The sequence below is a fragment of the Gilliamella sp. Pas-s27 genome, assembly GCF_009795865.1.
Taxonomy (GTDB): domain Bacteria; phylum Pseudomonadota; class Gammaproteobacteria; order Enterobacterales; family Orbaceae; genus Gilliamella.
The window spans coordinates 17,773-29,611 of the sequence record NZ_WTEW01000003.1 but is presented as its reverse complement, the minus strand read 5'-3'; the positions used below and the strand labels follow the sequence as shown (position 1 = coordinate 29,611).

The following is an 11,839-nucleotide window of genomic DNA, read 5'->3' as shown; positions in this document are numbered from 1 at the left end:
TCCCTTATTTATTGTTCATTGTTTGAGTCATGATAATACTCATCTTCATTGTCCTTTTTGCGTGGTTGATAGAACCTTGCAAAAAAAGTACCAATTTCAAACAGTAAACAGATAGGTACAGCTAATAATATTTGTGAAAATACATCGGGTGGTGTAACAAACATGGCAATAGCAAATACACCAACAATAATATATGGGCGTTTTTTACGTAAACTTTTAGGTGTAGTGATACCTGTCCAGCAGATTAAAATAATCGCAACAGGTACTTCAAAAGCAAAACCAAATACCACAAAAAGAGTCATAACAAAATCAAGGTATTTGGTAATGTCGGTGTTGATTGCTACGTCAATCGGTGCGGTATGAATAAAAAAGTAAAATGCTAGTGGAAACACCACAAAGTAAGCAAACGCTATACCCATATAAAAAAGGATCGTGCTTGATACAATTAAAGGCATAACCAAGCGTCTTTCGTGTTGGTAAAGTGCTGGTGCAATAAAGCCCCAAATTTGGTATAACACATACGGTATAGAGATGAATATTGCCACCACTGCAGTCAGTTTAATCGGTGTAAAAAATGGCGCAGCAATATCGGTTGCGATCATACTACTACCTTGAGGTAACTGGCTAATGAGCGGATTTGCCACAATATGATAAATATCATTAGAAAAATAGAGCAAACAGGCTAAGACCAGCAAAATACAGATGATTGAGCGTAGAAGCCGTGTTCTAAGTTCAACAAGATGCCCAATTAATGGTTGAGTAGCGTCGTCTGTCATGATTTTTTATCTGAATGTGTTTGTGAATCAACTTGTGTTTGTGGTTCGATTTGCGTTGCCGAGCTGATTTCATTTTTTAATGATTCTGTTACACGTTTCAAGTCATCAATAGATTCTTGAATTTCTGGCGTAAGCGTAGTTAACCCACTTTGTTCAGCTTTTTTTAGGCTATCTTGTAATTCTTGTAATTTTAGTTCTTTATTTAATTCTAACTGTACCGTGGCTGACATTCGGCGTAATACTTTTATCCACCCTGCCACTGTTTTTATTGCAATAGGCAATCGTTCTGGCCCTAATACCACCAGACCAATAATTAATACTAATAATAATTGCCCAAAGCTGATATCAAACACGGGTTACTCTTCTTTGTTATTATTGGTATTAGTATCAGATGATTCGGTATTTTCGATTTTTTGTGAATTACCACTATTTTTTTTACCGTCATCATCACTCATCGCTTTTTTAAAACCTTTAATTGACTCACCAAGATCTGAGCCTAATGAACGTAATTTTTTTGTTCCGAATAATAATACGACTACAGCTATTAATATGAGTAGTTGCGGTAAGCTTGGCATCATGATGATTGTCTCCAATGGTGGTATTAAACCAAATTATACACGTAAATTATAATATTCCAAATATGTCCAACTTAATGTGTATTGTTAGTGTCCCGTTTTAATTGGCTATCAGTATAGTAATACATAAAACACAAACTAATCCAAGTATTCCATATAAGTTTCGTTCACGTTTTTTGCTTCGCTGTAATTGTTGTTCAATTTGCTTTAGCTGTACATTCATCTGTTTGGTGATGCGTTCGTAATTGTTTAATTTATCTGGTAATTGAGGCAATATATTGCGCCATTTAGGTAGTGATCCCCAAGCTTGTTGTAGTATCTTTTTTGCGCTGTATTTATCTTGATACCACTCTTCTAAAAATGGTTTTGCCGTTTGCCATAAATCAAGTTCAGGATAAAGCTGACGACCAAGTCCTTCAATATAAAAGAGCGTTTTTTCAAGAAGGGTAAGTTGGGGTTGAATATCCATTTCAAATTGCCCTGCTACTTGAAATAATTGCAGTAAAATTTGTGAAAATGAGATTTCAGCCAGTGGTTTGGCAAATATAGGTTCACAAACATTGCGCATTGCTATTTCGAGAGCAATGACATCAGTATTTGCAGGAACCCAACCTGATGCAATATAAGTTTCAGCTATTTTTTGATAATCTCGATTAAAAAATGCTAAGAAATTTTCAGCAAGGTAGTGCTGGTCGTCATTGCTCAATATACCAACAATGGCACAATCAATGCCAATATAGCGTGGATTTTGTGGATCGGTAATATCAACAAAAATATTACCAGGATGCATATCAGCGTGGAAAAAGTTATCACGAAAAACTTGAGTAAAAAAGGCTTGAACACCTCGTTCAGCAAGTAATTTCATATTAACATTATGTTGTTTAAGTAAGTCAATATCGGCAATTGGTACACCTTTAATACGTTCTTCAACTATAATAGTTTTTCGACATAAATCTTGGTATACATAAGGAATATATAAAACATCGCTATTGATAAAATTGTTACGCAATCTAGCTGTGTTATAAGCTTCTTTGCGTAGATCTAACTCTTTTAATAGCGTTATTTCATAATCATGCACGATTTCAACCGCGCGTAATCTTTCGCCTGATTTTATTCGTTTTGTAAATTGGTTGGCAACCCAATACATTAAACCAATATCGGCTTGGATAACAGATAAAATATTAGGCCGCAAAACTTTGATAACAACCTCGGCCTGACTAGACTTTAATATCGCAGTGTGAACTTGTGCAATTGATGCTGATGCGAGTGGTTTCTCGTCAAAATCACTGAAATAATAATCAATTGGTTTTTCTAATGCTTGTTCAATCAGGTGTTTGGCAATTTTTCCATCAAAAGGATCAACTTGATCTTGTAATTTAGCTAAAGCATTTGCTATGTCTTTCGGTAAAACATCGCGCCGAGTTGAGATCATTTGCCCAAATTTGATCCAAACTGGTCCTAACTCTTGCAATGCTTGCCGTAAACGCTCACCAATTTCTTGATGTTTTGCTTTAGGTCTAATCCAAAAAAGACAGAATAACAAAGTGCGGAGCCATTTTGATGAACGGTGTTTAGGTAACAGTTCATTTAATTGATAAGCTCGAAATACGGTTAATATTTTAAAAATTCGAAAGAATGTCATTATGTTTCATCGCATCAAAATTTAAAGCCAGTATGTAATGCTACAATGCCACCAGTCATATTGTGATATTTCACATCAACAAATCCAGCATCTTCCATCATTTTTTTCAATGTATTTTGATCTGGATGCATACGAATCGATTCGGCTAAATAGCGATAACTTTCAGAATCATTTGCTACAATTTTACCCATTAGCGGTAACATGGTAAATGAATAAAGATCATAGGCTTTATTTAAAATTTGATATTGTGGTTTAGAAAATTCAAGAATTAATAAACGCCCACCCGGCTTCAATACACGCCACATAGAGCGTAAGGCTTTTTCTTTATCGGTCACATTGCGTAAACCAAATGAAATAGTAATACAATCAAAATAGTTATCAGCAAAAGGAAGTTCTTCAGCATTTGCTTGTACATATTCAATATTTTTAATTAAGCCTTTGTCGCGTAATTTATCTCGCCCAACTTTTAACATTGATTCGTTAATATCGGCTAAAATAACTAATCCATCATCGCCAACAAGTTGTGAAAATTTTGCAGTTAAATCACCTGTGCCACCAGCAAGGTCTAAAACTTTTTGACCTTTGCGCACACTACTATATTCAATGGTGATTTTTTTCCAAATTCGATGGATACCAAATGACATGAGATCATTCATGACATCATATTTATCAGCAACTGAGTGAAATACTTCAGCCACACGTTTTACTTTTTCTTGTTTGGGTACTTGTGTGTAACCAAAATCAATGTTTTCTTGGTCTGTGTTGTCTGGTTTATCAGAAGATTGAGACATAAAATTTACCTAGCACAAATATTTAGCTTATTTTAACACAAGCCATCATAAATGTGATGAACTAAATCAATAATGCTTCAACCTTCTTGGAAATTGTTTCAAAATATTCCAGTTGGGAGCATTGCTGTTTTAAGTCTTTTTCGTGAATAACCAAATCAAAATGATAACTGTCTTTAAGAGCTTTTAAAACTTCATTTTCTTTTTCAAAGATTTGGTTGTAATACTGCGCTAATGTTTCAAAATCAATTGAGGTAAAAACAAGTTTATTCGCAGTTTCAACTGCTTTTGATAGTCGTTCAACATGTAGCATTGCAATTTTAATATAATCGGATTCACTCAAATAACGCTTGTTATGAAAAATTGAGATTTCTCGCTCAATATAATTAATATAACCATTTGACACATAATTAGTATTATAAATATTAGCAAGTTGAATAGGTAAGTCACAAAATCTATTTTGACCAATAATAGCCACTTTTTTAACAAAAAAAGGCTTTGCCGATTGCGCAATAAATAACCAGTTTTTATAGGGGTTTTCACGGATTTGTGTGGCACTGATATTCATAAAGTGCCGATCAGCATCAACAATAGAAACTGAACAACCAAAATAGTGTTCATGGTTTTTGACATCTTGAGGTTCACTAGTAAAAATAACATCGGGAGTTATTTTATGCTCAGCAAGGATGTGCTTAACACGATCACTCCAATCTTGCCATCCATTAGGGTAAAACTCAATGCCAGCTTCATCAAGAACATGAATATGAATATTGTGGCGATCTTTAAATGTTTCTTTTAACCACGAAAAGCGATCACTAACTTGAGGTTGTTTAGAAAGTCGGCTTTTATTAAATAGTTGTTTATCTCGTGATGCTTCACAACCAAGTAAAATATGCAACTCATCAACTTGGCTTGCAGCTTTTTCAATTAAATAAATATGACCACAATGTAAAGGATAAAACTTACCAAAAATTAAACCAACTTTATATTTAGACAACATAACTGCTACCGACATATTTAAATACTTGCTTACACACTCTACAGAAAAAAAATCCTATTTCTAATCAAATGATGCTATTGATATTCATCATCGATGAAAAATAACGTTATTATCTTTCTCATTAGTTAATCTAATGAGAAAGATAAAATGTACGAATATTTACTTTTGCAAATTTGATAATAAAATACCCGTTGCTACTGAAATATTAAGTGCCGGCATATTTTCATTACCTTGTAAATGCAAGATGACATCAGCATGATTAACCAACTTCATATTGATTTGCTGAAAAATAACCAAAGCTACTTTTTGGTTAAATCGGGTTTTATGCAATTCGGTAGATGCAATGGATTTTATCTGACAAGGCAATAGCACAACAACTTGGTAACCATGTTGTTTAAGCATATCAATTGAGGCAATAAAATCGTCACTTTTAATTGCTGCAACGGCTTCTATTCCACCTTCGGCTACTCGCATAGCTGAGCCACTATCAAGTAAATTGGTTTGGCGTAACATAACACCATTAACACCATAAAAAGCTGCACTTCGCATTAATCCACCTAGATTATGAGGATTGTTAACATCGTCAATCGCTAAAATACAATCATGATCTTTATCACGATTGCTTTCTAAATAATCCAATAATATAAGTGGCGCGCGCTTTTTAACAATTAAACAGACACCACCATGGTGCGGCGTTTCGGTTATTTTATTCAATTGTTCATTTGTAACAACGTCATAGCCTAAACGTTGCTGAACTAACCAGTTGATTAATTCCTTAAACTGATAAGTCATTTCTTGAACAATAAATAATTTAATAATGGCTGTGCGTCGATGTTTGAAAACCGCTTTACAGCTATTTTCACTATAGACTAATGTCTCTTCTTTGCGTTGACGATAGCCATCATAACCAAATGTGGGGGTTTGGTCATTTGCACGCACTTTTTTCTGCCATGGTGAACCATTGTCAATAGCTGGTTGAGATTGATTAAGTTCAACTGTAAAACGTTTTTTGACAAACTTTGTTTCGTCATTCTTAGGTTTAAACGTTTCAATACGGTCATTACGATCACGTTTAGACTTAAACTGAGATGAATTATCCTTACGCTTACCTTTCCACGCTATGGGCTTTTCTTGAGCTGAGTGAGAATGCTTTTTAGGTTCACTATTTTTAGCATAAAAAATAGTTGGTTTGCTTTTTTCGGTATTGTCGTTCATATCAATCTCACTATTAATCGATTATCGCGTACGAATAGTTGGGGCGATTTTATCTAATACACCATTAACAAATTTATGGCTGTCAGCTGCACCAAACGTTTTTGTGAGATCGATAGCTTCGTTAATCACAACTTTATAAGGTACATCTTGACGTTTCATTAATTCGTACAGCGCAATTCTAAGTATCGCTAATTCAATTTGACCTAATTCGTCAACAGTACGTTCTGTAAGGTATGGTGTCATTTTGACATCTAATTCGGCGGTATTTTTTGCCACACCGTTTAATAATTCACGAAAGTACTTGGCATCAACGCCTTTCATATCTTGTTCTGCAATAAAGCTGGACTCAACATCAGCAAGATCGTTTTTAGAAACTTGCCAAGAGTAAATTGCTTGTACCGCGCACTCTCTTGCTCGACGACGAGGATTAATTAATGCCACTAAATTACTCCTTAATTGCTTTAATAATATTTAGCATTTCCAGTGCAGTTAATGCCGCTTCCGCACCTTTATTACCCGCTTTAGTGCCTGCACGTTCAATGGCCTGTTCGATACTTTCAGTAGTTAAAATACCAAATCCAACAGGAATTGTGTTATCTAAGCTTGCACTTAATAAACCTGAACTTGATTCACCAGCAACAAAATCAAAATGTGCAGTGCTTCCACGGATAACCGTACCTAATGCCACAATTGCATCATATTTTTTTGACTGTGCAGCTACTTTTGCGGCAAGTGGAATTTCATAAGCACCAGGAACCCAGATAACCGTAATATTTTTATCATCGACCTGCCCAATACGTGTTAATGCATCAATTGCACCACTGACTAGGCTATCATTAATAAAATGATTAAAACGTGCCACCACAATTGCAATTTTAGCTTTCGGCGCAGCTACTTTACCTTCAATTGTTTGCATATCAATTCCTTATTGATTCTATTTTAAATGCTATTTCACTTTTTTTATAAGTGAAAAATACTCATTAAATTGTATCACGAATTAAAGACTTATCCTATTGGCAAATAGCGTTACGACCAAGTTATATACAAGATATTATTTAAAAAAAATGCAAAGAATTTCACTATTGTAAAAACAACGCTTGTTAACATTAAAATTAATTTAAATTTTGTTGTCATTTTGTTTTTTATTAATAGTAACAATTTTAGTTTATTTTTATTTCGATATTCTTTTTTATACTTAAACACATGCTTTTTTGAAAATATTGTTCAAAATTGGGAATTTTATTTTATTACTTGCAAGCTATTTGGAACGAATTAAAATGGTATATAAATTTATTGAGGAGAATAGTAGTGTACATTAACAATATTCGTAATGAGTTAAACCAAGCTATTGATGTGTTAACTCAATTTGTTTCGGATGATAAAAACCTTGAACAGATTCAACAAGCAGCAATTTTAATTGCAGATTCATTTAAACAAGGCGGCAAAGTTCTTTCATGTGGCAATGGTGGTTCTCATTGTGATGCAATGCATTTTGCTGAAGAATTAACAGGACGTTATCGTGATAACCGTCCAGCTTACCCAGCGATAGCAATATCTGATGTAAGTCATATTACTTGTGTTGGTAATGATTATGGGTTTGATAGTATTTTTTCTCGTTATGTTGAAGGAGTTGGGCAAAAAGGCGATGTGCTTTTGGGTATTTCAACTTCTGGTAATTCAACCAATGTCCTTAAAGCAATTGAAATAGCAAAACAAAAAGGAATGAAAATAATTACATTAACAGGTAAAGATGGTGGTAAGATGAATGGGCTTGCCGATGTTGATATTCGTGTTCCACACTTTGGTTATGCTGATCGTGTACAAGAGATTCACATCAAAGTTATTCATATTCTTATTATGCTTATTGAAAAAGAGATGGCTAAATAATATGTGCGAATTATTGGGTATGAGCGCCAATGTGCCAACCGATATTTGTTTTAGTTTTACAAGCCTAATAAAACGTGGTGGGGACAAAGGTCCTCACAAAGATGGCTGGGGAATTACTTTTTATGAAGGTAAAGGCTGCCGAACATTTAAAGATCCAGAGCCTTGTTGCCATTCGACAATTGCGAAAATGGTTAAAGATTACCCAATAAAGTCTAAAGCGGTGATTGCTCATATTCGACAAGCAAACCGTGGCGGTGTTGCACTTGAAAATACCCATCCATTCACCCGCGAGCTTTGGGGAAGAAACTGGACTTTTGCGCACAATGGACAACTAACCAATTACCAAGATTTAGATACAGGTCTATTTCAACCAGTTGGAGAAACCGATAGCGAATATGCTTTTTGTTATTTAATTAATCAATTACAACAAAAATATTCGCAAAAACCTAGCGATGATCTTGAATTGTTTAATTTTATCAAACAATGCGCTAATCAACTAGGTCAACTAGGTATTTTTAATATGCTACTGTCCGATGGGCAATATGTTTTTGCCTACTGCACAACAAATTTACACTGGATCACCCGTAAAGCACCATTTGGTAAAGCAAAATTACTGGATGAAGATGTTGAAATTGATTTTCAACAACATACTACTCCTAATGATATCGTGACTATTATTTCTACGCTACCATTAACATCCAATGAAACATGGCATAAACTCAATACTAGTGAAGCGATTCTATTTAAAGATGGTGAAATTAGCCAATCTTTTTCATTTTAGAGTATCGTATTGGAGGCTCATTTTTAAATTGATATTGCAAATAACTTAATGTTAATAATCCAATTATAGTCAGTACTATCCAAGGAATATGTGGAAACCCTATTTTTATTGCTACATCATATAACCAGCCCGCACCTGTATAACCAATAAATCCACCTAAGGCGAGCCCTAAACGGCTAAACCCCATATAGCTACCTTTTGCTTTTGGGTTACTGAGCATTGTTGATAAGGTTTCTCGTGCTGGTTCAGCTATAATAGCGCCAAAATAAAAGAGCGCAATAAGCGATAATAATATTGATAATTGTGTGGTAAAACCAATAATAATAAAGGCCATTGACATCAAAAATAGACCAAATTTGAGACGCTGATCTAACCTGAAACGTTTTTCACTCCAACGAGCAAGAGGATAAAGAAGTAAAAGTGAAATCCCAGCTTGAATTGCATACATCCATTTTACATAACTAGGACTACCTGATACGCTTGTAATTGTTAAAGGCAACATTAACATAATTTGTACCCACAACACATAATACCCCGTTAACGTAAGAACATAACGTGTAAACTTCTTATCTTTTATAACCATTTTCATACCGCTAATAATAGGCGTTTTGCCAATAGCAATATGATAAGCAGGCAGAAAAAAGATATTAAAAATACCACATAAGAAAAAAATAAAAGCGCCACACCAACAGACTAAATGGAAGTCATAATCAATTAAAATACCACCAATAAGGGCACCAATAACAGCACCAGCGTTATCTTGTATCATCAATAACGATATAAATTTACCACGCTCGTGAGGGCGCGTAAATTTAATCGTCAACCCCATTCTAGGCGGATCAAACAGTAATCCTCCTAACGCTGAAAATAAACAAGAAAGTAATAATAACCAAGGATTGCTAGCAATTGCCATAAAAATAAAACCAACACAACGTAAAAACAGGCCAGCAACAATCATAGGTTTTGCACCAAAACGATCAGCAATAGCGCCACCAATAATACCAAAACCTTGTTGTACAAATTGCCTAAATCCTAAGGCAAAACCAACAAATAAAGCACTCCAACCCACTTGGCTAACAAAATGAGTGGATACAAGTGGGAAAACAACATAAAAACCTAAAATAATAAACAGATTATCAAGCAGCAATATTTGTCTGCCTGCTTTACGTATTTGGGATGGTATTGGCATTTATTTGACTCTTTCAGCTAAATATCTTTGATAATCAGGTATCTCAATGTCAACTTCCTGCGTAAAAATAGAAGATTGAATTAATGCGTTAGCTGTAGCTTGATTAGTAGCAACAGGAATATTCCAAACCGTTGATAACCGTAAAAGTGCTTTGACATCGGGATCATGAGGCACCGCATTAAGTGGATCCCAAAAGAAGATTAAAATATCAATTTTACCTTCAGCAATTAAAGCACCTATTTGCTGATCGCCTCCCATAGGACCACTAAGCATTGGCGTGATATTTAGCCCTATTTCTTGCTTTATTAATGTTCCGGTGGTACCCGTGCCACATAAATTATGACGAGAAAGTTCCTCACGATTTTTTCTGCACCAATTAAGTAAAGAGTCTTTCAAATGATCGTGAGCAACTAAAGCAATATTCTTTTTAGCTGGCAATTTGCGTGTGGTATAAAGCATTATTATTATCCTGATTTATTATTATTTTCATAATTTTTTAACAGAGTATTAGTTAAAGTGCAAGAAATATTTAATTTGTAAAAGATAATAAAAAAGGCACCGAAGTGCCTTTGTAATATACCAAAATTTAATCAATTAAAATTGATAAATTAAACCAAGTGCCACTGTATCTTTGGTTGTGCCGTTGATTTGTGATTTTGTAAATGAACCGTCTTCATATAAAGCACGACGTGCACCAATGTCATTTTTATCTAACAAGTTGATTTTATAATCGATAATAGCTTGTAGATTTTTGTTAAAGTTGTAGGTTAAACCAACATCAACATATTTAGCTAAATCATTACCTTTAAGTCCTGCATCACTTGAATAACTAGATGCATCCTTAACTTTATGTTGGATATAAGCAACTGATGGCGTTAAACGTCCTACTTCAAAGTCAATGCCATATTGTGCAACAAGTTCATAACCTTTGGTTTTTAAGTCATTAGCACGGTGAATAGATGATGCATTATCCCAACCATATTTTTGCTTGCCTTGAATATATAATGCCGCTAAATAAAGGTTGGCGTTATTATATTTTGCACCAGCAGACCATGCTTTAGCATCTTTATGACCACCAGTTTGTGCATAACCCGCACCAACTGATAACCCCGTATCAAGCACATCCCAATCAACAACTGAACCCCATGCTTCAGCACTATCATTTTTATCATCATCACGCGTATGGTTATTTAAATGACTAGTTGAGCTATTATCGCCATTATCCGCATATTGAACAGCAAAACGTAAGCCATTTGCTAAACCAAAGAAATCTGAATTACGATAAGTAGCAACGGCTTTTGTTCGAGCGGTTAACGCATAAAGATCATTATTTGAAGCATCACCACCAAATTCTGGTAAAACATCAGTATAAGACGTTAATGTTTTTAACACACCATCATTGCGGCCATAGTCGAATAAACCAAAATCACCAAGGTTCAAACCCGCAAATGCATAACGCACTTCATTATCGGAATTAGTACCTGTTTTAGCTTCGTATTCCCAACGACCGTAACCCGTTATGCCGTCAGTTACTTGAGTTTGACCTGACATACCTAAACGTGCTGTAGTGTTATCACCTTCACCAGTTTGATTATTACGATCAGTGATATAATTTAATGCATAAACTCGACCATAAAAGTCGACTTTATTACCATCTTTATTCCACACTTCGATAGAAGCGTTTGCAGCACCTGCAACTAAAAGCGCAGGAATAGCGATTGCTAATAGATTACGTTTCATTTTTACCCTCATAGGTGTTTTATTTTATTAGAGATGCAAATTACTTTGCTTTGGTTTAATAAATAATTGTTAATAAATAACAATTATATTATTACTGTGACATCTATTTTTATTAGATTAAATAGATCTTATTGTACATATTGCCTATTTAACAATAATAATTAGATTAATTCTGCGAATTTACGATTATTTTAATACTTAATGTAATTTTATTTAAGAACAAAATGTGCTTTTAGATTGGAAGGA

The 11,839-nt window shown here is 34.4% G+C and carries 13 protein-coding genes and 1 pseudogene; 2 read left to right on the top strand and 12 right to left on the bottom strand.

The annotated features are described in order from the left end of the window. Positions 1-8: 8 nt before the first annotated feature. The 9 genes and pseudogenes from tatC to ribE all read right to left on the bottom strand — a co-directional run bounded on the left by tatC (position 9) and on the right by ribE (position 6,912). A complete protein-coding gene (tatC, locus tag GQ589_RS01940; RefSeq protein WP_160424232.1) occupies positions 9-776 on the bottom strand; it encodes a twin-arginine translocase subunit TatC in 768 nt (255 codons plus the stop codon). Beyond that, on the bottom strand, positions 773-1,129 hold the full coding sequence (gene tatB, locus GQ589_RS01935; protein WP_160401335.1) for a Sec-independent protein translocase protein TatB: 357 nt from the start codon (positions 1,127-1,129) through the stop codon (positions 773-775). Before tatB ends, tatC begins: the two co-directional genes overlap by 4 nt. Before the next feature lie 3 nt (positions 1,130-1,132). Next, the gene (tatA, locus tag GQ589_RS12495; protein ID WP_202114996.1) at positions 1,133-1,354 is read right to left on the bottom strand and encodes a twin-arginine translocase TatA/TatE family subunit; all 222 of its coding nucleotides are present in this window, start codon (positions 1,352-1,354) and stop codon (positions 1,133-1,135) included. A gap of 97 nt (positions 1,355-1,451) precedes the next feature. Beyond that, positions 1,452-2,993, bottom strand: coding sequence for a ubiquinone biosynthesis regulatory protein kinase UbiB (ubiB, locus tag GQ589_RS01925; protein ID WP_160424230.1), 1,542 nt, complete (start codon positions 2,991-2,993; stop codon positions 1,452-1,454). Positions 2,994-3,007: 14 nt separating this feature from the next. Continuing rightward, positions 3,008-3,784, bottom strand: a complete 777-nt coding sequence (gene ubiE / locus GQ589_RS01920) for a bifunctional demethylmenaquinone methyltransferase/2-methoxy-6-polyprenyl-1,4-benzoquinol methylase UbiE (protein ID WP_160401337.1) — start codon at positions 3,782-3,784, stop codon at positions 3,008-3,010. A 61-nt stretch (positions 3,785-3,845) separates the two neighbouring features. Further along, positions 3,846-4,805 (bottom strand): annotated as a pseudogene (gene nadR, locus GQ589_RS01915) (multifunctional transcriptional regulator/nicotinamide-nucleotide adenylyltransferase/ribosylnicotinamide kinase NadR); the annotation flags it as partial. 135 nt (positions 4,806-4,940) lie between these two features. Next, positions 4,941-5,996, bottom strand: a complete 1,056-nt coding sequence (locus tag GQ589_RS01910; protein ID WP_160424228.1) for a TrmH family RNA methyltransferase — start codon at positions 5,994-5,996, stop codon at positions 4,941-4,943. Between the two features lie 21 nt (positions 5,997-6,017). Next, positions 6,018-6,428 carry a transcription antitermination factor NusB gene (gene nusB / locus GQ589_RS01905; protein WP_160401365.1) on the bottom strand — a complete coding sequence of 137 codons (411 nt, stop codon included), beginning with the start codon at positions 6,426-6,428 and terminating at the stop codon, positions 6,018-6,020. Positions 6,429-6,441: 13 nt separating this feature from the next. Beyond that, positions 6,442-6,912, bottom strand: coding sequence for a 6,7-dimethyl-8-ribityllumazine synthase (ribE, locus tag GQ589_RS01900; RefSeq protein WP_160411415.1), 471 nt, complete (start codon positions 6,910-6,912; stop codon positions 6,442-6,444). A gap of 392 nt (positions 6,913-7,304) precedes the next feature. On the opposite strand from ribE, the gene lpcA reads away from it, so the two are divergent. Then, positions 7,305-7,883: a D-sedoheptulose 7-phosphate isomerase gene (gene lpcA / locus GQ589_RS01895; RefSeq protein WP_160424226.1), complete on the top strand. Its 579-nt coding sequence runs from the start codon at positions 7,305-7,307 to the stop codon at positions 7,881-7,883. Position 7,884: 1 nt separating this feature from the next. Then, on the top strand, positions 7,885-8,664 hold the full coding sequence (locus tag GQ589_RS01890) for a class II glutamine amidotransferase (RefSeq protein WP_160424224.1): 780 nt from the start codon (positions 7,885-7,887) through the stop codon (positions 8,662-8,664). On the opposite strand, the gene mdtH is transcribed toward GQ589_RS01890, so the two are convergent. The 3 genes from mdtH to GQ589_RS01875 form a co-directional block, all read right to left on the bottom strand. After that, the gene (gene mdtH / locus GQ589_RS01885) at positions 8,642-9,853 is read right to left on the bottom strand and encodes a multidrug efflux MFS transporter MdtH (protein ID WP_160424222.1); all 1,212 of its coding nucleotides are present in this window, start codon (positions 9,851-9,853) and stop codon (positions 8,642-8,644) included. The two genes, GQ589_RS01890 and mdtH, sit on opposite strands and share 23 nt — an antisense overlap. Beyond that, on the bottom strand, positions 9,854-10,312 hold the full coding sequence (locus tag GQ589_RS01880) for a methylglyoxal synthase (RefSeq protein WP_160401344.1): 459 nt from the start codon (positions 10,310-10,312) through the stop codon (positions 9,854-9,856). A 135-nt stretch (positions 10,313-10,447) separates the two neighbouring features. Continuing rightward, entirely contained in the window at positions 10,448-11,593 is a 1,146-nt protein-coding gene (locus tag GQ589_RS01875; protein WP_160424219.1) for a porin, read from the bottom strand. Between the last annotated feature and the right edge of the window lie 246 nt (positions 11,594-11,839).

Coding starts and splice junctions, on each gene's coding strand:
- GQ589_RS01910 (WP_160424228.1), bottom strand. CDS start 5,996: ATGAACGACAATACCGAAAAAAGCAAACCAACTATTTTTTATGCTAAA.
- GQ589_RS01880 (WP_160401344.1), bottom strand. CDS start 10,312: ATGCTTTATACCACACGCAAATTGCCAGCTAAAAAGAATATTGCTTTA.
- tatA (WP_202114996.1), bottom strand. CDS start 1,354: ATGATGCCAAGCTTACCGCAACTACTCATATTAATAGCTGTAGTCGTA.
- ubiE (WP_160401337.1), bottom strand. CDS start 3,784: ATGTCTCAATCTTCTGATAAACCAGACAACACAGACCAAGAAAACATT.
- ubiB (WP_160424230.1), bottom strand. CDS start 2,993: ATGACATTCTTTCGAATTTTTAAAATATTAACCGTATTTCGAGCTTAT.
- GQ589_RS01875 (WP_160424219.1), bottom strand. CDS start 11,593: ATGAAACGTAATCTATTAGCAATCGCTATTCCTGCGCTTTTAGTTGCA.
- GQ589_RS01890 (WP_160424224.1), top strand. CDS start 7,885: ATGTGCGAATTATTGGGTATGAGCGCCAATGTGCCAACCGATATTTGT.
- tatC (WP_160424232.1), bottom strand. CDS start 776: ATGACAGACGACGCTACTCAACCATTAATTGGGCATCTTGTTGAACTT.
- ribE (WP_160411415.1), bottom strand. CDS start 6,912: ATGCAAACAATTGAAGGTAAAGTAGCTGCGCCGAAAGCTAAAATTGCA.
- mdtH (WP_160424222.1), bottom strand. CDS start 9,853: ATGCCAATACCATCCCAAATACGTAAAGCAGGCAGACAAATATTGCTG.